Genomic DNA, 19,460 nt, shown 5'->3' on the forward strand with positions numbered 1-19,460 from the left:
TGGCATGGCTGAAGAGACGAAGAAGAAGGTTGTTGTCGTCGGCGCGGGGGTGATCGGCGCCTCCATTGCTTTCGACTTGCAGCGACGTGGCCTTCAAGTGACGCTGGTCGACAAAGGCGAGCCGGGACGCGGCACTTCCTTCGGCAATATGGCGAGCATCGCCCTCGATTTTGCCGCCGGGTCCGGCCCTTCGACCTGGAAGAAAATGCCCGGCTGGCTGCTCGATCCCGAAGGCCCGGTCTGGCTGCGGCCCTCCTATGCGGTAAAGATGCTGCCCTGGTTCCTGCGCTTCCTTGCCTCCGGCCGCCCGTCGCGCCTCAGGGAAATCGAAGATGCCGGCATGAGCTTGTCGCAGCGCGCGCTCGGCGATTTCAGGCAGATGCTGCAGGCGATCGGCGCCTCCGAGCTGATGACGGAGGAGGGGTGTCTGGCGATCTACGAGACGGAAGCGGAATTTGCCGCCGACCGCGGCCACCTCGCCATGATGCAGCGCTACGGCCTCGAATTCGAAGTCTTGAGCAACGGCGCCATCCAATATTATGAGCCGGCCCTTTCGCCTGCCATCGCCAAGGCGGTGCTGCTGCCCGACAACAAGTCGATCCGCGATCCCTATCGACTGGTGGTCAAACTGGCCGAGGCGGCCAAAGCGGCGGGCGCGGCCTTCGTCTCCGGCGCCGTCAGCGACATCGAGCGCAAGGGTGATGGCGCCGTCATCGTCCTCCTGGATGATGGCCGCCGCCTCGAGGCCGATTCCGTCGTGCTTGCCGCCGGCGTCCACACCCGATTTCTGGCCGAAAAGCTCGGCGAGCCGATCCCACTGGAAACCGAGCGCGGCTATCACACGCAGATTATGAAGCCGGGCATCTCCATGCGCTATTCGGTGATCTGGCCGGCGCGCGCCTTCATGGTGACGCCGACGGCGGGTGGCATCCGCGTCGGCGGCAATGTCGAACTCGCTGGTCTCGATGCCGCGCCCGATTTCCGCCGCCCGCGCGTGCTGGTGCGTCACGCCCGGCGCGCGTTGCCCGGCCTGAAACTCGAGGAGGCGACGGATTGGATGGGCCATCGCCCGGCGCTACCCGATACGATCCCGATCATTTCACCCTCGTCGAAAATGCCGGGGATCTTCTATGCGACCGGCCACGGCCATCTCGGCCTGACCTATGCGGCGACGACAGCGCGGCTGATCGGCGATATGGTGACGGGCATTGAGCCGCCGGTCGACCCGACCCCGTTCCGCATCGACCGATACTGAATGAGAACCGTTACCTCGGCACCGGAGTTTTCGATATGAGATGGAAGCGCACAATCCAGCTGCTGGATGTCCACGCCGAAGGCGAGATCGGCCGTGTGGCGATCGGCGGTGTACCGAAGATCCCGGGCGATACCATCGCCGCTCAGCTGCATTGGCTGAATACCGATCCGAAGGGCGACGAGCTGCGCCGCTTCCTCTGCCTGGAGCCGCGCGGCGCCCCGATCGGCTCGGTCAATCTGCTGCTGCCGGCAAGGCATCCGGAAGCGGACGCTGCCTTCATCATCCTGCAGCCCGACCAGGCGCATGCGAGCTCCGGCTCGAACTCGATCTGCGTGACCACGGCGCTGCTCGAATCCGGCATTGTCGAGATGACGGAGCCGGAGACGATCGTGACGCTCGAAACCGCCGCCGGCCTCGTCAAGGCGACGGCGACCTGCCGCGACGGGCGCTGCGAGAAGGTCAAGCTCACCATGGTGCCCTCCTTCGTCCATGAACTCGACGTCGAGATCGACACACCGCATTGGGGCAGGATCAAAGCCGATCTCTGTTATGGCGGCATCTTCTATGCGCTGGTCGATGTCGGCCAGATCAATCTGACGATCGAGAAGGCCAATGCCGCCGGCCTCGTCCAGGCCGGCATGATTCTCAAGGATCTGATCAACCGCGACATCAAGGTCGTCCATCCGGAAATCCCGGCAATCTCAGGCGTCGCCTATGTGATGTTCCGCGATACCGAGGCCGACGGCACGGTGCGCACCTGCACCACCATGTGGCCTGGGCGGGCCGACCGTTCGCCCTGCGGCACCGGCAATTCCGCCAATCTCGCCGCACTCCATGCCCGCGGCAGGGCGAACGTCGGCGACGTCTTCACCTCGAAATCGATCATCGGCTCGCAGTTCGCGATCGGCCTGCAGGCGGTGACCGAGGTCGCCGGCCGCCCCGCCGTCATTCCCACGATCACCGGCCGCGGCTTCACTTTCGGCCTTACCCAGGTGGCGCTCGATCCTTTCGACCCGCATCCCGGCGGCTTTGCCCTGACGGATGTCTGGGGGCCGTCGGCGGGGGAGATTTAGACCGGGGTAGGCTGCGTCTTATTCCAAAGCGCACCGCATTACATCTTCGATTCGCCTCCCACCAAGGCGAGAAGGTTTCGATAGGTCTCGTCAAAGCGGCCCATGATCCAGCCGTGGCAAAACAAGACGTGCGAAAAGATCGGCCTCGGTGGTGTGCGGGTAGCCCGAAAGAATGAAAGCTTCGATTCCCTCCGCGCGATACGCCTGCAGTTTGGCCAGAACCTGGTCGGGATCGCCGACGATTGCAGCACCGCAGCCGGAGCGGGCGCGGCCGATACCTGTCCAGAGGTTGTCCTCGACATAACCCTCGTTGCCGGCCTGGTCGCGCAGTTCGGTTTGGCGCCTGACGCCGACGGACTGGCTGTCGAGCGATTTCGCCCGGATGGCTGCACCCGTGGCGTCATCCAGTTTCGACAGCAGCCGGTCGGCGGCAAGTCGTGCCTCAGATTCGGTTTCGCGGACGACGACATGCACGCGGTAGCCAAAGCGGAGCGCGCGGCCACGCGCCTGTGCCCGGCTGCGAAGATCGGCGATCGTCTCACGGACGGCCTCCATTCGGTCCGGCCACATCAGATAGATGTCGGCACCTTCTGCCGCTGCTTCGCGAGCATCCTCGGATAGACCGCCGAAATAGAATTGCGGGCAGCGTCCCGACAGCGGAGCGATCCGCGGCGGATCGACCTTCAGCTTCCAGAAGGTGCCGTCGTGATCGAGCGGCTTTCCATCAAGCAGCGTGCGCAGGATCGACATGGCCTCGATGGTGCGGGCGTAGCGCGGGCCGCTCGCAAGGGTTTCTCCGGGCATCTCGCTGGAGATGATGTTGACCGAGAGGCGGCCATGGGCGATGCGGTCGATGGTGGCGATCTGGCGGGCCAACTGCGCCGGCCAGTTTTCGCCAATGCGAACTGCCATCAGGAGTTTGATCCGGCGCGTGAGCGTCGCCATCGCCGAAGCAAAGGCTGTCGTATCAATGCCGAGCGCATAGCCGGACGGAAGCAGAATATTGTCGAAGCCGCCGCTTTCGGCCTGCAGGACGATATCGCGACAGTGTTCGAAACTCGATAGCAGCCGTGGATCGGGAAAGCCGAGGAATTCGTAGTCGTCGTCGCACAGAGCGGAAAACCAGCTGACTTCGCAGGCGGTGGTCATATGTCGGTGTCTCCGGTCTCCTCGGCGCGATCTCGCGCGGCGGTTCTCTATCGGCCCGGTTTCCGGCGCCAGTGTTTCTGGTAGCAGCCCTTGCCTGTCGAAGGAAGGAACGGCGCCTTTATCCGTTTCCTGTTTCGTAGATCAATTTTCGAAGCGGGGTTGCGCGTGCGGCAGATTGTGTTCCTCAACTGCTTTGCCGATGAAGCAGCGTGAAACGAGTATCGATTACCGTAGGCTTTCTTTCGCCACTATCGGCTATGCGCTCAAGGATCAGGCGCGCAGCCTCCGTGCCGATCAGATCTCCCGGCGGACGGATGGTGGTGAGCGAGGGATTTGAGGCGGCGCTGAAGCTGAGATCGCCGAAGCCGATCACCGAAAGCTGTCCGGGGATGTTGATTCCGAGCCGCTGGCATTCGAAGATTACGCCGAGCGCCATATGATCGTTGGAGCAGGCAATGCCATCCACCTGTGGAAATTTCCGCATGGTTTCGCCAAGCAGCATGGCGCCTACTTCGGCGCTCGACGGTGCCGGATGCTGGATGATCTCGACGGTAGCACCCGAGGTTTTGCGGGCTTCCTCTACAAATCCCTCGGCGCGGTGCGCCGCTCTTTTGTCTTCCTGCAGTCGGGCGCCGAGAAAGACGAGATTGCGGCGATTTCGTTGAACAAGGTGCGCGGCCATCGAGTGGCCGACCTGTTGGTGGTGGAAACCGACGGCCATCTCGATAGGCTCTGAGCCGAGTTCCCAGATTTCGACCACCGGCACACTGCTTTCGCGCAGGAGCCTCCTGGTCGCATTGCTGTGGCTAAGCCCCGTCAGCACGATCGCCGCCGGCGCCCAGGACAAGGCCATTCGTACGAGGTTCTCCTCCTCGCGCTCGCTGTATTCGGTGTGGCCGAGCAGCACCTGCAGCCGCTCCTTGCCCAGTTCGGCCTGCATGGTTGCAACTGTTTCGGCAAAGAAGGCATTGCGTACCGATGGCACGATGATGCTGACGGCGCGCGAAGAGGCGGCGGCGAGCCCTCCCGCCATCAGGTTCGGGACATAGTTGAGAGCCTCGATCGATTTTGCGATCGCCTCGCTGGCCGACGCCGATACGGCGTCCGGTTTGCGCAGATAGAGCGAGACGGTCGACGGCGAGACCTCGGCCCGAGCCGCGACATCCATCATCGTCACCCGCTGCATCTTGCGGCGTTTTCGGGTCGGCTTCGCGGAGCGTTGAGTATCCACCATTTATCCCGTCGGTATAGTAGCGCTATTATTTCATTGCATGATAACCCATAGGCTTGCGTTGAACAATTCCCATTGACGGGAATTGCGCTCATTTGCCTGATAAAACTCAATAAGTCGGCAAATTTGCCCTGCCGGGTCTGGCCTGTCCGAATTCACCCGCGGCAATTTTCAACGGTGAGGCTTGCAAAAGAAAATCGTAGCGCTATTATTGCTGCGGGAAATGAAGATGGGCACGGGACGCGATTCCGTCTCCGGGAGGTTTGAATGGCGGGAGTGAGCCTGCGGGCGCTGGACAAGAGTTATGGTGCCCTTCGGATCGTCAAGGGCATCGATCTTGAGATTGCCGACGGTGAGTTCGTGGTCTTCGTTGGTCCGTCGGGCTGCGGCAAATCCACGACCCTGCGCATGGTTGCCGGGCTGGAGGCGATCACCGGCGGCGAGGTCAGGATCGGCGACCGTGTGGTCAACCGGCTGGCGCCGCGTGAACGGGATATCGCCATGGTCTTTCAGGACTACGCGCTCTATCCGCACAAGACGGTTCGGGAGAATATGGGTTTCAGCCTGAAGGTGCGCGGGATCAGCGCCGGAGAAGCTGCGGTGCGGGTCGATGAGGCCGCCAACATGCTCGGCATTTCCCATCTGCTCGATCGCCGGCCTGGCCAGTTGTCCGGCGGCCAGCGCCAACGCGTCGCCATGGGCCGCGCCATCGTCCGCCGTCCGCAGGTCTTTCTCTTCGACGAGCCGCTGTCCAATCTGGATGCAAAATTGCGCGGCCAGGTCCGCACCGAAATCAAGAAGCTGCATCAGGCAATCGGCACGACAATCATCTACGTCACTCATGACCAGGTCGAGGCGATGACGCTGGCCGACCGGATCGTCATCCTGCGCGGCGGCGAGATCGAGCAGGTCGGAACGCCGGACGAGGTCTACAACCGCCCGGCCAGCGTCTTTGTCGGCGGCTTTGTCGGATCGCCCGCGATGAATTTTGCCAAGGCAAGGGCCGATGGCGGCCATCTGGTGTTTGCCAACGGAGACCGCCTGCCGCTGTCGGCAATCCAGGTCCCCGCGGTCGATGGCCGCGAATTCGTCGTCGGGATCCGTCCGGAGCATTTCACCGCAAACGCGTCGGAGGTCGCCCTGACCTGTCACGTTCAGGTCGTCGAGCCGCTCGGCTCCGATACGCTCGTCCACTTCGCCGTCGGCAACGAAACCCTGACGGCCCGGATGCCGCCGGAGACGCGGGTTAAGGCCGGCGAAACGCTGAAGATCGGCGTCGATCCCGCGAAAATCCATCTTTTTGACGCCGCGACGGAACGCGCCGTCCATTGACGACCCTGCGCGGGGGAGGATGCCAACATCGCGCGACCAAACATCAAACGGGAGGAAATCATGACTTTTTCGAAATTAACCGGTGCATTGTTCTGCGGTGCCATGCTGGCCGTCGCGATGCCGGCTTCGGCCGAGACGGCGCTCAACATCTACATCTCCAGCCAGCACCAGCCGGACGTCTGGCGCAAGGCGCTCGACAAATATGAAGCCGCCAATCCGGATGTGAAGGTCAAGATCGAGACCGGCGGCAACACGTCCGAAGCCCAGGCGCAATATCTGAACACCGTGATGTCGGCCAAGGACACCTCTCTCGACGTTCTGATCCTCGACGTCATCCGCCCGGCGCAATTTGCAGCTGCCGGTTGGACCAGCGATTTCCCCGGCAAGGACATGTCCTCCTATCTGCCGGCCTATGCGGGCGCCAACACCGTCGATGGCAAGGTGATCGCGCTGCCGGCCTTCGCGGATTCGCAGTTCCTTTACTATCGCAAGGACCTTCTGGAAAAATACGGCATCGAGCCGCCCAAGACCTGGGATGAGCTGAAAGTCGCCGCCAAGAAGATCGCCGAAGGTGAAGGAAATGCCGATCTCCAGGGTCTGTCCTTCCAGGGCAAGGCGATCGAAGGCGCGGTCTGCACCTTCCTGCTGCCGTACTGGAGTCAGGGCAAGACGCTGACCGATAACGGTCGCCTGACCTTCGATCGCGACGCGGCCATCAAATCGCTCAGTCTCTGGAAGGCTTTTGCCGACGAGGGCGTTGCCAAGAAGAACATTGCCGAAGTCGGCACCGACGACACGCGGAAGGAATTCCAGGCTGGCAACGTCATCTTCGCCGTCAACTGGTCCTATGCCTGGGCGCAGGCGCAGGGCAAGGACTCCGCGGTTGCCGGCAAGGTCGGCGTTGCCCGTCTGCCGGCCATGACCGGCGGCGAGCAGGCAACCTGCCTCGGCGGCTGGGAATGGGGCGTTTCCGCCTATTCGCAGCATCAGGACGAAGCGAAGAAGCTGGTCGAGTACCTGTCATCTGAAGAAGTTTCGAAGTTCATGGCAATCAACGGCTCGCTGCTGCCGACCTATGCTGGTCTCTACCAGGACGCCGAGGTGACGAAGAGTGCGCCGTGGTTTGCCGATGCGCTGCAGGTGGTCGAGACCGCCAAGCCGCGCCCGGTGACGCCGCGCTACAACGAAGTAAGTGAAGTCATCCGCACCACGGTCAACGCCGTTCTTGCCGGCGTGACCACGCCGGAAGACGGTGCCGATCAGATCGGCGCACGCTTGAAACGCATTCTGCGGTGAGGAGCCCTTAACTCCTTGCGCAATCCCCTCCCTTTCCTCCGGGGAGGGGAAACCTCCTCAAGGCGGACGAGCAGCATCCGGTTGCAACCGACGAGGCATCGGCCTTGTCCTTCAAACCTCTCAACGTTTCGGAACGAGACCATGGCGACGACAACCACACTCAAGGCGACGGATACGCGCGAGCATCAGCCGGCGGTCTGGACTCGGTGGCTCGATCTCAGCGACCGTGCCCTTGCCGTTTTGCTCCTCGCGCCGGCCGGCCTTCTTCTGGCATTGATCATCGTCTATCCGGTCTGTCGGCTCATCTATACGAGCTTCCTCAACCTATCGCTCACCTCGGGCCTGCCGGCGGAATTCGCCGGGCTGGAAAACTACCGCCTGATGATCGACGATCCGGTATTCTGGGAAACCACCTGGAATACGATCCTGATCACACTGATCACCGTGCCGGGCGCGCTTTTGCTGGGGCTTGCACTTGCCTTGCTCGCCAACCTCCCCTTCCGGACGCAGTGGCCCGTCCGGCTGTCGCTGCTTATTCCCTGGGCGTTGCCGCTTTCCTTTGCCGGTTTGATCTTTGCGTGGTTTTTCCACTCGGAATATGGCGTCGTCAACGATGTGCTGAACCGCCTCGGGTTCGAGGGGATCATCTGGTTCAACTCACCGGACTGGGCCTTCGCCGCCATCTGCCTGACGATCATCTGGAAGACGTCGTCCTTCATGGCGCTGATCATCCTGGCCGGTCTGCAGACCATTCCGCGCTCGCTTTACGAGGCGGCGGACGTGGACGGCGCCGGACGGCTGCGCCAGTTCTTCGAGATCACCCTACCGCTTCTGAAGCCTTCGATCGTCGTTGCGCTGATCTTCCGCACCATCACCGCGCTGCAGACCTTCGACATCCCCTACATGATGACGGGCGGCGGGCCGGGCACATCCACCGCGACGCTTGCCATGTACATCCACCAGAACACCGTGTCCTTCCTCGATCTCGGCTATGGATCGGCGCTCGCCGTCGTGATGTTCGCGCTGTCGATGTGCGTGACGGCCGTCTATCTCCGCATGATCCGGACCAAGGAGTAACATTCATGAGCACGACGACAGTCCCCGGTTCGGCGTCCTTCCTGTCCGGCAAGCCTCTGCGTGTCATCGCTGCCGGCATCCTTCTGGTGAACGGCATGTTCCCGGCGCTCTGGATCCTGTTTACATCGCTGAAGACCGAAGCCGAGCTGACGGCAAAGCCCATTACCTGGATCCCGCATGCGCCGACCGTTCAGAACTATGTGCAGGCCTTCTCCGACCAGCCGCTGCACATCTTCCTGTTCAACAGCTTCATGGTGGCGCTGCTGTCGACCGCGCTGACGCTGTTCGTCGCGGTGCTGGCGGCCTATGCGCTCGCCCGGCTTAATCTGACCTATCGCGGGCTGATCCTGTCGCTGATCATCGCCGTCTCGACATTCCCGCTGGTGACGCTGCTGGTGCCGTTGTTCGAAATCATGCGGGCGCTCAATCTCCTCAACAGCTGGACGGCGCTGATCCTGCCCTACACGGTGCTGAGTCTGCCGGTCTGCACGCTGATGCTGGTCTCCTTCTTCGAAGGCATTCCCCGCGATCTGGAAAATGCCGCGATGATCGACGGCTGCACGCGCATGGGTGCGCTGTTCAAGGTCGTGGTGCCGCTCTGCGCGCCCGGTGTCTTCACAGCCGGCATCCTCGCCTTCGTCAATGCCTGGGATGAATTCCTGCTGGCCCTGTCCTTCAACTCCAACCCGTCCTTGCGCACGCTGCCGGTCGGCATCCAGCTTTACCAGGGGGAGTTCGCCTTTCCTTGGCCGGTGATCTCGGCAGCGCTGGTCGCCGGCATCGTGCCGGTCGCAATCCTCATCGTCATCTTCCAGGAGCGCGTCGTCTCCGGCCTGACGGCGGGAGGCATCAAGGGATGAGCGAGGTGAAGAAGAGACGCGATCTTTCGGAACTGCGCAGCCAGCGCTGGTTCGCCTCGGATGATATGCGCGGTTTTGCCCACCGGCAGCGCACGCAGCAGATGGGCATGCGCCGCGACGAGTTCATGGGCCGGCCGGTGATCGGCATCATCAACACCTGGAGCGAGATGAGCCCCTGCCATGCGCATTTGCGCGATCGCGCCGAGGCGGTGAAGCGCGGCGTCTGGCAGGCGGGCGGCTATCCGGTCGAAATGCCGGCGCTCTCGGTCGGAGAGGTCATGGTGAAGCCGACCACCATGCTCTACCGCAATTTTCTCGCTATGGAATGCGAGGAACTGCTGCGATCGCATCCGGTCGATGGGGCCGTGCTGCTCGGCGGCTGCGACAAGTCTACCCCGGCCCTGCTGATGGGCGCGATTTCGATGGATATTCCGGCGATCTACTGCCCGGCAGGTCCGATGTCGAATGGGCAATGGCGTGGCATGAAGACGGGCGCCGGCACGCATACCAAGAAATATTGGGACGAACTGCGCGCCGGCAATATCACCCAGTCGGACTGGATCGACCTCGAAAGCCGTATGACGCGCTCGGCCGGCACCTGCAACACCATCGGCACCGCCTCGACGATGACATCGATCGTCGACGCCATGGGGCTGACGCTGCCGGGCGCCTCTTCCATCCCCGCCACCGATTCCGGTCATCCGCGCATGGCGTCGGCCTGTGGTGTCCGGATCGTCGAGATGGTCTGGGAAGATCTGAAACCCTCCGATATCCTGGATAGGGCGAGCTTTCTCAACGGCTTGGTTGCCTATATGGCGCTCGGCGGCTCCACCAATGCGGCCGTCCATCTGGTCGCCATGGCTCGCCGTGCCGGTGTCGATCTATCGCTCGACGACATGGCGGCGATGGCCGGCAAGGTGCCGGTGGCGGTCAACGTCTTTCCATCGGGCGAATACCTGATGGAGGATTTCTATTTCGCCGGCGGTCTTCTGGCGCTTCTCAACAAGTTTTCGCATCACCTCGATCTGACGCGACCGACGGTCAATGGCCAAACGCTCGGCGACAATATTGCCGGGGCGGACTGCTGGAACGACGACGTCATTCGTGGCGAGGACAATCCGGTGGTGCCACTATCGCGCGGCAAGACGCTGGAAGTTCTGCGCGGCAATCTGGCGCCGAACGGCGCCGTCATGAAGTCTTCCGCGGCCAGCCCGAAGTTCCTGAAGCATGTCGGCCCAGCTATCGTCTTCGACAGTCCGGGCGTCATGAACACGACACTCGACGATCCCGATCTCGATATCACTGAGGATACAGTGATCGTGCTGCGCAATGCCGGCCCGGTGGGTGCACCGGGCATGCCGGAATGGGGCAATCTGCCGATCCCCAAGAAGCTACTGAAGCAGGGTGTGCGCGACATGGTGCGCATCAGCGACGGCCGGATGAGCGGTACGCACTACGGCACCTGCATCCTGCACGTCTCTCCCGAGGCCGCCGTCGGCGGACCGCTGGCGCTCCTGGAGACCGGCGACCTCGTCGAACTCGACGTAATCGCCGGGACCATCAACATGCGGGTCGATGAGGCGGAAATTGTCCGCCGCCGCGCGGCGTGGAGACCAGCCCCGCCGCTCTACCAGCGGTCCTTCGCAGCCCTTTACCAGCAGCATGTCAGCCAGGCCGATCAGGGCTGTGATTTCGATTTCTTAAGCGGAACGGCCGTGGTGCCCGATCCGGCGATCTATTGAGGAGACGACGATGAGCCTGACCAATCATTTCAAGGCATGGCTTGCCGAAAAGGATCGGGCAGCACCGCTCGGCACATGGCTGATGGCCGCGGCTCCGGCAACGGCCGAGGCGCTCGGCTATGCCGGCTTTGACTTTCTCGTCGTCGACATGGAGCATGTGCCGGTCGAGGTTTCGGACGTGGCGGGCATCCTGCGCGCCATCGGCTGCACGCCGGCCGAGGCCGTGGTGCGCCTTGCCTGGAACGATCAGGTGCTGGTCAAGCGCGTGCTCGATGCCGGCGCGCGCACGGTCATGCTGCCCTTCGTGCAGACCGCCGAGGAGGCCCGCGCGGCGGCGTCCTACACCCGCTATCCGCCACAGGGCATTCGCGGCGTCGCTGCCGTTCATCGTGGCTCGAAATTCGGCACGATCCCGGACTATCTGAAGCGGGCGAATGGCGAAGTCTGCACCATCGTACAGCTCGAAACTCCGGAGGCGATCGAGCGGCTGCCGCAGATCTCCGCCGTCGATGGTATCGACGCGCTGTTCGTTGGTCCGGGCGATCTTTCGGCCGCCATGGGCCATATCGGCAATATCGCCCATCCGGAGGTCCAGAAGCTGATCGAGAAGGCGGCCAAGGACGCCCATGCCGCCGGCAAACCGGTCGGCATCGTCGGCCCCAATCCCGATATGGTCAAGCGCTTCCTCGGCTACGGCTACGACTTTGCGGCAATTGCTTCCGACATCGCGATGATGACCGGCCGCGCCAATGACTGGCTAGGCAGCCTGAAAGGGCAGGCGGCTCCTGTCGCGGCACCAGCCGCTGCCTATTGAGGATCATTTCGTGCGCACAGGCTTCGACCTCGTTCTCGATGCAAAAACGTCGCTCGGCGAATGCCCTTTGTGGTCGGTTGCCGAGCAGCTGCTCTATTTCGTCGATATCAAGCGCGGCCGCATCCATCGTTTCGACCCGCAGGCGCACAGCTTGACGACGCTCGAGCTCGCGGAAGAAGTCGGTTGCATCGGCCTCGCCGCAGGGGGCGGTTTCGTCGCGGGATTGAGGTCGGGGATCTGGCGGATCGATGCGGACGGCAGGCCGGTTCGCAAGCTCGCCGACAATCCGGAGGACCAGACGATCAGCCGCTTCAATGACGGCATGGTCGATCCAGTAGGCCGGTTCGTTGCCGGAACGGTGGATGAAAGCCGCGAAAAGGGAATTGCCGGACTTTACCGGTACGACCGTAACGGATTGGCGCGACTGGCCGATGGTCTGCTGACCTCGAACGGCGTCGCTTTCTCACCGGACGGACGCCGGCTTTATCACGCCGATACGCTGCGCTACACGCTCTACGCCTATGACTACGCACCGCAAACCGGCACCGCATCCAACCGGCGGGTCTTTGCCCGGTTCGGCGGCGAAACGGACAAGGGCCGCCCGGATGGCGGCGCTGTCGACCTCGATGGCTGCTATTGGACGGCCCTGTTCGAGGGCGGCCGGGTGCAGCGCTACAGCCCGGACGGCGCGCTGCTGGCCGAATATCCTGTTCCCGTCAGATGCCCGACAATGGTCAGTTTCGGCGGTGGGGACATGCGCACGCTCTTTTGCACCAGCGCCAGCGTCGGCCGCTCCGAGGCGGAGCTTGAAGCATTCCCGCTGTCCGGCGGCCTCTTTGCCATGCGCACCGATGTGGCCGGGCTGCAAAAACCTCTCTTCAACCCGGAAGTCTGATCCATGCCATCCACCTATGACACCGTTCGCTATGCATCGCTTGAAGGCCGCGCGGTGCTGATCACCGGCGGCGCGTCGGGGATCGGCGCGGAAATGGTCAGGGCTTTTGCGGCGCAGGGCGCAAATGTCTCCTTCATCGATATCGACGCGGTCGAAGGGACAAAGCTCGCCGCCGAAACAGGTGCTGCCTTTTCCCTATGCGATATCACCGATATCGCGGCACTGCGGGTTGCCATCGCCGAGATCGAGCAGGCGTGTGGCGGCATTGCTACCCTGGTCAACAATGCCGGCAAGGATGATCGTCATGCGATGAGCGATGTCGAGCCGGATAGCTGGCGCAGGGCGCTGTCGCTCAATCTCGATCACCAGTTCTTCGCCACCCAGGCGGTCAGCTCGCGCATGGCGGAAAAGGGGGCGGGATCGATCATCATGCTCGGCTCGATTTCCTGGATGCGCGGGCGTCCGGGCATGGTCGGCTATACGACCGCGAAGGCCGCGATCAACGGCATGACAAAGACGCTTGCCCGCGAACTCGGCCCTTCCGGAATCCGCGTCAATTGCATCGTGCCCGGCGCTGTTGTCACCGAGCGGCAGCTGAAGCTGTGGACCTCGCCGGAGCAGAACCAGCAGTTCATCGAACTGCAGGCGCTGAAATTCAGGCTGGATGCAAGCCATGTGGCGCGCATGGCGCTGTTTCTCGGCTCCGACGAAAGCGGCGGCTGTACGGGCGCCAATTTCGTCGTCGATGCCGGCCTGACCCAGAACTGACCGACAACCGACCAAGACGATGCAAGATCTGAAAGACATGGCGATGAAACTCGAAAAGACGGAAACCGGATTTACCGTGTCCATCAATGGCCGGACGATCCTCGATCACAGCACGAGTGCGCCTTGCATTTTTGCCGGCATCGGCGAGGAGCGCATGGATATGTATCGCGGCAACTTCGAGATCGAGGACTATGTCATTGAGCGCGGCCGACTGGCGCATGCCGAGATCGACGGAAACCGGATCGCCCTATCGGAACGGTCGGGCCAGAAGCCACGGCTGGTGTTGACGATCGAGAACGGAGCGATCGAATTTGAAGCGTCCGATCCCCTCATCAATCGCCTCTGGATCCGAATTCCCGCCGATCACGATGAACATGTCTGGGGCGGGGGCGAGCAGATGTCCTATTTCGATATGCGCGGCCGCCGCTTTCCACTCTGGACGTCCGAGCCGGGCGTTGGCCGTGACCAGACCAGCGAGATCACGTTCAAATCGAACGTCAAGGACAGGGCAGGCGGTGACTATTTCAACACCAACTACCCGCAGCCGACCTATGTTTCCTCGGCGCTTTACGCCATGCATGTGGAGACGTCAGCCTATTCCGTCTTCGATTTCCGCCGCAAGGCCTTTCACGAGATCGAGGTCTGGGCGATCCCCGAGCGGATCGAGTTCTTTGCCGCTCCGACATTCGTCGAACTGGTCGAGCTGCTGTCGGACCGCTTCGGCCGCCAACCGCCGCTTCCCGAATGGGTGTATAACGGCGCGATCATCGGTCTGAAGGACGGGGAAAATTCTTTCCGGCGCCTGCAGTCGATGCGCGACGCGGGTGTCGAGGTGTCCGCTCTGTGGTGCGAGGACTGGGTCGGCCTGCGTAAAACCTCGTTCGGCGCGCGTCTTTTCTGGGACTGGCAAGTCAACGAGGAGCGTTATCCGGACCTGCGCCGGAGGATCGCCGAACTTAGGGATGACGGCATCCGGTTCCTGGGCTACGTCAACCCTTATCTCTGTGTCGATGGACCCTTGTTCGAGATCGCCGAAAAAGCCGGCTATTTTGCTACGGATGCAGCCGGCACGACCGCACTCGTTGATTTCGGCGAGTTCGATTGCGGCGTCGTGGATTTCACCAATCCGGCCGCGGCGGAATGGTTTGCCGAGGACATCATCGGCAAGAAGATGCTCGACTACGGCCTCTCCGGCTGGATGGCCGATTTCGGCGAATATCTGCCGATCGATGTCCACCTCTCAAACGGCATCGATGCCAAGCTGATGCACAATCAGTGGCCGACGCTCTGGGCCGAGGTCAACGCCAAGGCGGTTGCCAGCCGCAGCCAGACCGGCGAGGCGCTGTTCTTCATGCGCGCCGGCTTCACCGGCGTCCAGAAACATTGCCCGTTGCTGTGGGGCGGCGACCAGTCGGTCGATTTCTCCCGTCATGACGGGTTGGTCACGGTTATCTGTGCGGCACTGTCTTCCGGCCTGCTCGGCAATGCCTACCACCACTCCGACATCGGCGGCTACACCAGTCTCTTCGGCAATGTCCGCACGCCGGAGCTTTTGATGCGCTGGGCCGAGATGGCTGCATTCACGCCCGTCATGCGCAGCCACGAGGGAAATCGTCCGCGCGAAAACGTCCAGATCGATCAGGATCCGCAGGTGCTGTCGCATTTCGCCCGGATGACGCGGATCTACAAGCACCTTGCTCCCTATCTCAAATCCCTGTCCGGCGAGGCGGTTGCGCGGGGGCTGCCGGTGCAGCGGCCGCTCTTCCTGCATTACCAGGACGATCGCGAGACCTACGCGATCCAGGACAGCTACCTCTACGGCCCTGACATGCTGGTCGCGCCGATCTGGGAGGCGGCGCAGGCAGATCGTGTCGTCTATCTGCCGCAGGGCGAGCGGTGGGTTCACGCCTGGACCGGTGAAACCTTTGCCGGCGGCGAGAAGGTGCAGATCGCCGCGCCGCTGGGCCAGCCGCCCGTCTTCTATCGCGCCGGTTGCGCCAATGAAGCGCTGTTTTCCGGTCTTCGAGGCCTGTGACCGTGAGTGTTGCCGGTCTTGCGGGGCTTCTGGTACTGGCGGGCCTTGCCGCCTACATGCAGACCCTGACGGGTTTTGCCCTCGGCCTGATCATGATGGGCGGCATCGGGCTTTCCGGGCTGATGCCGCTGCCGGAGGCCGCGGTGCTCGTCGGCTGCATGGTGCTCGTCAATGCGGCGCAGGTCCTGGCACGCGGCTGGCGCGATATCGCCTGGGCGGAATTCTGGCCGGTCGTCATCTCCAGCCTTGCCGCCCTTGCCGCCGGATACTGGCTGCTGGGCTTGATGGTTTCGAGGTCCATCGATTGGCTGAAACTTGTGCTCGGTATCGTCATCATTGCCTCCAGCCTGCAGCTTGCGCTGAAGCCCCAGCCGCTGGCGGCGCGGTCATCGACGGTATCTTTCGCGTTATTCGGTGCGATTGCCGGCCTGATGGGCGGCCTGTTTTCCACCGCCGGCCCGCCGCTGGTCTATCATCTCTACCGGCAGCCGCTGCCGGCCGTCAGCATCCGCGAAACGCTGGTCGCGGTCTTTGCCGTCAATGCCGTCATTCGGCTGTCCATGGTCGCGGCTGCCGGCGAGATACCGCACAGCGGCTTCTGGTGGGGGCTCCTCTGCATTCCCGTCGTAATGATCATGACCGCGGTTGCCAAAAGGTGGCCGCCGCCCCTGTCTGCGCTGTCTATTCGCCGCATGGCCTTCGGCCTGCTTTTCTTATCCGGCCTGTCGCTGGCCGCTCCCGCCCTTCTGACAATCATAGGAGATCATGCATCATGACCGACCGTCGCACGCTTGCCCTCAAGGACCCCGCGCTTCTCGTAGATAAGGCTTTCGTCGAGGGTGCATGGATCGCCGCACCCGACGGCAAGTCGATTGCGGTCACCGATCCCTTCGACGGGGCGCTGATTGCCAATGTGCCGGATCTCGGCCGGGCAGTTGTCGCCGAGGCGATCGATGCCGCGGCGGCCGCCCAGAAGCTATGGGCAAGGCGCACGGCCAAGGAACGGGCGCAGGTGCTCAAGCGCTGGCACGATCTCATCATCGAAAATGCCGACGATCTGGCGCTGATCCTGACGACCGAGCAGGGCAAGCCGCTGGCGGAGGCGAAGGGTGAGGTCGTCTCCAATGCCGCCTATCTCGAATGGTTCGCGGAGGAGGCAAAGCGGATCGACGGCGATATCATTCCCGGTCCCAATGCCGGCCAGCGCATCATGGTCTTGAAGCAACCGGTGGGCGTCTGCGCGGCGATCACGCCGTGGAATTTTCCGAACGGCATGATCACCCGCAAGGCCGGCCCGGCCCTTGCTGCCGGCTGCAGCATGATCCTGAAGCCTGCTTCGCAGACGCCGCTATCGGCGCTGGCGCTCGCCCTTCTGGCTGAGCGCGCCGGCGTGCCTAAGGGCGTGTTCTCGGTCGTGACAGGCGAGGCCAAGCCCATCGGTCTTGAGTTCTGCCACAATCCGAAAATTGCCAAGATCACCTTTACCGGTTCGACGGGGGTCGGCCGCTGGCTGATGAAGGAAGCGGCCGACGGCATCAAGCGCCTGTCGCTGGAACTCGGGGGCAACGCGCCTTTCATCGTATTCGACGACGCCGATCTCGATGCCGCCGTCGAAGGCGCGATGATCTCCAAGTTCCGCAATGCCGGCCAGACCTGCGTCTGCGCCAACCGCATCTACGTACAGGAGAGCGTCGCTGCGGCTTTCACCGAAAAGCTTCTTGCCAAGGTGTCCGGACTTTCGCTCGGTCGCGGTACCGAAGCCGGCGTCAGCCAGGGGCCGCTGATCGATGAGAAGGCTGTGGCGAAAATGGAAGAGCATGTCGCCGATGTGGTCGCACGAGGCGGGGTCGTGCTTTCCGGCGGCAAACGTAGCGCGCTCGGGGGCACGTTCTTCGAGCCGACGGTCGTCACCGGCGTGACGCAGGCAATGAAGGTGGCAAAGGAGGAAACCTTTGCGCCGCTGGCGCCGATCATTTCCTTCAAGGACGAGGACGACGTCATCGCCATGGCCAATGATAGCGAATTCGGCCTTGCCTCCTATTTTTACGCGAAGGACATGGCCCGCATCTGGCGTGTCGCGGAAGCGCTTGAGGCTGGCATGGTGGGCGTCAACACTGGCATGATCGCCAACGAAATGGCTCCGTTTGGCGGCATCAAGCAGTCCGGCACCGGGCGCGAAGGATCGAAATACGGGATTGAGGGCTTTCTGGAGTTGAAGTACGTGGCCCTCGGGGGGATCTGACGATTCCAATCCCGGGATGTTGTGGACACTTCTCTTGTTGCATCAGAGCACACATGCCCTTGAATCGGCAAGTTGGTGTCGGCTCTCGTTCAGAGCCGACATGCCGCGGCCCATCAACGCGCTTCAGAGTCGCTTGATCGTTCCGCTGCTTGCAACAGCTCGTTGAGGCGGGTCGCCCATTCCTTATTGCCCTCTCTGAACGGTCCAAGCGCATCGCCGGCAGCTACCGGAAGCCCGTGGGCTGCCGCGGCGAGGCGGCGAGCCTGATCGATATTCCCCACGGCCATGTGGCAGCAGGCCTGAATGCGCATGAGCGCCGGCCAGTCGGGTCGCGCCTTTAATGCCGTATGCCCGACGTCGAGCGCGCCCTCTACATCATTGGAAAAGAACAGCGCAAGCATCAACAGACTGAACCACACCCCATTCTGCGGATCGTGCGGGTTGAGTTCGAGGCCGCGAGACAAGGGCTTTCGTGCGCCGGCCGCGTCGCCCGAAAAGAGCCGGGCCATGCCGAGGATGAGATGCCCGAGGGCGAAGCCCGAACCGAGCTCGATCGACCGTTCCGCGGCGAGGATCGCCTGCTCGGCTCTGCCCGTGTAGGCCGACACGATCGCCAGCGCATAATGCGAGTACGGGTTTCGCGCGTCGAGATAGATCGCCCGCAGGGCGGCAGTTAACCCTTCCTGACCATCCGCGGCAGGATCTTCCGTCCAGCCATAGGCGATGAGGCCGGCGTTGACCCGAGCCCGCCAGATCTGCGCCTCCGGAAGCATGGGGTCGATCTCGGCGGCCTCGCGGAAAAATCGTCTTGCCAGAAGGTGGGTTGGCTGTGAGACCTTGTGGAAATTGAATGTGCCTTGCCGGACAAGGTCCCAGGCCGTGATGTTGCCGGTGTGGGGAGCGACCGCCAGCCCGTGGCGCAACAGCAGCTCGGGTTCGACTGCCGCGGCGATCCGCTCGGCGATGGCGTCTTGCACCGCGAATATCTCGGCCAGCTGAAGATCGTAGTGTTCGGACCAGACAGTCGCGCCCTTGGCCGCGTCGACGAGGTGCACCGATATTCGGATCCGATCGCCGGTATACCGAATAGCCCCATCCACCAGAAAATTGACACCGAGTTCGACCCCGACGGCGCGCGGATCCCTGGAGCTGTTCCTGTCTTTGAAACTTGCCCCGCGTGAGGCGACGCGCAGCCATCTGAACCGAGTGAGTGCTGTGATCAGGTCGTCGGCGATCCCGTCGGCCAGATATTGCTTCTCGGCATCGCCGCCCAGATTTTCGAACGGCAGGACTGCGAGCCCCAGCTTGGATCTGGCTTGCGCATGCCACTCGCTATCGATTCCTTCACTTGCGCTCTCCACCCGGCTTGAAAACCTGTAGCCGACCCGTGGGACGGTGGCGATCCATTCGGTGCCGTCCGATGCGGGGCCGAGCAGCTTGCGAAGGGCAGCAATCTGAACGGAAAGATTACTTTCCTCGACGGCCAATCCGGGCCAAGCGGCATCCATCAGTGCCGATTTTGAGACGACGCCCCCTTGCGCCGCAAGCAGAACGGCAAGCAGCGAAGCACCGCGGGCGCCGATGGCGACAGGCCGATCGTCACAAAGCAGGCTTCCGTTCTCGGCGCTGAACTCGAAGCGGCCGAATGCAATGTGCTGGGTGTTCATGGCCAGCCATGATACGCCGATTTC

The 19,460-nt window shown here is 62.7% G+C and carries 16 protein-coding genes; 13 read left to right on the top strand and 3 right to left on the bottom strand.

What is annotated here, in order from left to right:
- Positions 1 to 4 precede the first annotated feature (4 nt).
- Both GGI60_RS06660 and GGI60_RS06665 read left to right on the top strand, forming a co-directional pair.
- Entirely contained in the window at positions 5 to 1,255 is a 1,251-nt protein-coding gene (locus GGI60_RS06660) for an FAD-binding oxidoreductase (RefSeq protein WP_183914242.1), read from the top strand.
- A 35-nt stretch (positions 1,256 to 1,290) separates the two neighbouring features.
- Positions 1,291 to 2,328, top strand: coding sequence for a 4-hydroxyproline epimerase (locus GGI60_RS06665; protein WP_183914244.1), 1,038 nt, complete (start codon positions 1,291 to 1,293; stop codon positions 2,326 to 2,328).
- 90 nt (positions 2,329 to 2,418) lie between these two features.
- Here GGI60_RS06665 and GGI60_RS06670 read toward each other — a convergent pair whose 3' ends face one another.
- The gene (locus GGI60_RS06670) at positions 2,419 to 3,477 is read right to left on the bottom strand and encodes an LLM class flavin-dependent oxidoreductase (protein WP_183914245.1); all 1,059 of its coding nucleotides are present in this window, start codon (positions 3,475 to 3,477) and stop codon (positions 2,419 to 2,421) included.
- 184 nt (positions 3,478 to 3,661) lie between these two features.
- On the bottom strand, positions 3,662 to 4,711 hold the full coding sequence (locus tag GGI60_RS06675) for a LacI family DNA-binding transcriptional regulator (RefSeq protein WP_183914247.1): 1,050 nt from the start codon (positions 4,709 to 4,711) through the stop codon (positions 3,662 to 3,664).
- 264 nt (positions 4,712 to 4,975) lie between these two features.
- Between GGI60_RS06675 and GGI60_RS06680 the strand changes: the two genes are divergently transcribed.
- The 11 genes from GGI60_RS06680 (at position 4,976) to GGI60_RS06730 (ending at position 17,769) form a co-directional block, all read left to right on the top strand.
- Entirely contained in the window at positions 4,976 to 6,040 is a 1,065-nt protein-coding gene (locus GGI60_RS06680) for an ABC transporter ATP-binding protein (RefSeq protein ID WP_183914249.1), read from the top strand.
- A 60-nt stretch (positions 6,041 to 6,100) separates the two neighbouring features.
- Positions 6,101 to 7,336 carry an ABC transporter substrate-binding protein gene (locus GGI60_RS06685; protein ID WP_097607436.1) on the top strand — a complete coding sequence of 412 codons (1,236 nt, stop codon included), beginning with the start codon at positions 6,101 to 6,103 and terminating at the stop codon, positions 7,334 to 7,336.
- A 141-nt stretch (positions 7,337 to 7,477) separates the two neighbouring features.
- A complete protein-coding gene (locus GGI60_RS06690; RefSeq protein WP_097607437.1) occupies positions 7,478 to 8,413 on the top strand; it encodes a carbohydrate ABC transporter permease in 936 nt (311 codons plus the stop codon).
- A gap of 5 nt (positions 8,414 to 8,418) precedes the next feature.
- Entirely contained in the window at positions 8,419 to 9,273 is an 855-nt protein-coding gene (locus tag GGI60_RS06695) for a carbohydrate ABC transporter permease (protein ID WP_183914250.1), read from the top strand.
- A complete protein-coding gene (araD, locus tag GGI60_RS06700; protein WP_183914251.1) occupies positions 9,270 to 11,015 on the top strand; it encodes an L-arabinonate dehydratase in 1,746 nt (581 codons plus the stop codon). Before GGI60_RS06695 ends, araD begins: the two co-directional genes overlap by 4 nt.
- Positions 11,016 to 11,025: 10 nt before the next feature.
- Positions 11,026 to 11,829 (top strand): HpcH/HpaI aldolase/citrate lyase family protein, encoded by an 804-nt coding sequence (locus tag GGI60_RS06705; RefSeq protein ID WP_183914252.1) that lies wholly within the window; start codon positions 11,026 to 11,028, stop codon positions 11,827 to 11,829.
- Positions 11,830 to 11,839: 10 nt separating this feature from the next.
- Positions 11,840 to 12,724, top strand: a complete 885-nt coding sequence (locus GGI60_RS06710) for an SMP-30/gluconolactonase/LRE family protein (RefSeq protein ID WP_183914253.1) — start codon at positions 11,840 to 11,842, stop codon at positions 12,722 to 12,724.
- A gap of 3 nt (positions 12,725 to 12,727) precedes the next feature.
- Positions 12,728 to 13,492: an SDR family NAD(P)-dependent oxidoreductase gene (locus GGI60_RS06715; protein ID WP_183914255.1), complete on the top strand. Its 765-nt coding sequence runs from the start codon at positions 12,728 to 12,730 to the stop codon at positions 13,490 to 13,492.
- Between the two features lie 19 nt (positions 13,493 to 13,511).
- Positions 13,512 to 15,527: an alpha-glucosidase gene (locus GGI60_RS06720; RefSeq protein WP_281414007.1), complete on the top strand. Its 2,016-nt coding sequence runs from the start codon at positions 13,512 to 13,514 to the stop codon at positions 15,525 to 15,527.
- A gap of 2 nt (positions 15,528 to 15,529) precedes the next feature.
- Positions 15,530 to 16,303 (top strand): sulfite exporter TauE/SafE family protein, encoded by a 774-nt coding sequence (locus GGI60_RS06725; protein WP_183914256.1) that lies wholly within the window; start codon positions 15,530 to 15,532, stop codon positions 16,301 to 16,303.
- On the top strand, positions 16,300 to 17,769 hold the full coding sequence (locus tag GGI60_RS06730; protein WP_183914258.1) for an NAD-dependent succinate-semialdehyde dehydrogenase: 1,470 nt from the start codon (positions 16,300 to 16,302) through the stop codon (positions 17,767 to 17,769). Before GGI60_RS06725 ends, GGI60_RS06730 begins: the two co-directional genes overlap by 4 nt.
- A gap of 113 nt (positions 17,770 to 17,882) precedes the next feature.
- Here GGI60_RS06730 and GGI60_RS06735 read toward each other — a convergent pair whose 3' ends face one another.
- Positions 17,883 to 19,436, bottom strand: a complete 1,554-nt coding sequence (locus tag GGI60_RS06735; protein ID WP_183914260.1) for a winged helix-turn-helix domain-containing protein — start codon at positions 19,434 to 19,436, stop codon at positions 17,883 to 17,885.
- Positions 19,437 to 19,460: the final 24 nt, after the last annotated feature.

It is taken from the genome of Rhizobium lentis (assembly GCF_014200175.1).
Taxonomy (GTDB): Bacteria; Pseudomonadota; Alphaproteobacteria; order Rhizobiales; family Rhizobiaceae; genus Rhizobium; species Rhizobium mulingense.

Bases quoted from the DNA above. Each gene is read 5' to 3' on its own strand.
- GGI60_RS06660 (WP_183914242.1), top strand. From the start codon at position 5: ATGGCTGAAGAGACGAAGAAGAAGGTTGTTGTCGTCGGCGCGGGGGTG.
- GGI60_RS06665 (WP_183914244.1), top strand. From the start codon at position 1,291: ATGAGATGGAAGCGCACAATCCAGCTGCTGGATGTCCACGCCGAAGGC.
- GGI60_RS06670 (WP_183914245.1), bottom strand. From the start codon at position 3,477: ATGACCACCGCCTGCGAAGTCAGCTGGTTTTCCGCTCTGTGCGACGAC.
- GGI60_RS06675 (WP_183914247.1), bottom strand. From the start codon at position 4,711: ATGGTGGATACTCAACGCTCCGCGAAGCCGACCCGAAAACGCCGCAAG.
- GGI60_RS06680 (WP_183914249.1), top strand. From the start codon at position 4,976: ATGGCGGGAGTGAGCCTGCGGGCGCTGGACAAGAGTTATGGTGCCCTT.
- GGI60_RS06685 (WP_097607436.1), top strand. From the start codon at position 6,101: ATGACTTTTTCGAAATTAACCGGTGCATTGTTCTGCGGTGCCATGCTG.
- GGI60_RS06690 (WP_097607437.1), top strand. From the start codon at position 7,478: ATGGCGACGACAACCACACTCAAGGCGACGGATACGCGCGAGCATCAG.
- GGI60_RS06695 (WP_183914250.1), top strand. From the start codon at position 8,419: ATGAGCACGACGACAGTCCCCGGTTCGGCGTCCTTCCTGTCCGGCAAG.
- araD (WP_183914251.1), top strand. From the start codon at position 9,270: ATGAGCGAGGTGAAGAAGAGACGCGATCTTTCGGAACTGCGCAGCCAG.
- GGI60_RS06705 (WP_183914252.1), top strand. From the start codon at position 11,026: ATGAGCCTGACCAATCATTTCAAGGCATGGCTTGCCGAAAAGGATCGG.
- GGI60_RS06715 (WP_183914255.1), top strand. From the start codon at position 12,728: ATGCCATCCACCTATGACACCGTTCGCTATGCATCGCTTGAAGGCCGC.
- GGI60_RS06720 (WP_281414007.1), top strand. From the start codon at position 13,512: ATGCAAGATCTGAAAGACATGGCGATGAAACTCGAAAAGACGGAAACC.
- GGI60_RS06730 (WP_183914258.1), top strand. From the start codon at position 16,300: ATGACCGACCGTCGCACGCTTGCCCTCAAGGACCCCGCGCTTCTCGTA.
- GGI60_RS06735 (WP_183914260.1), bottom strand. From the start codon at position 19,436: ATGAACACCCAGCACATTGCATTCGGCCGCTTCGAGTTCAGCGCCGAG.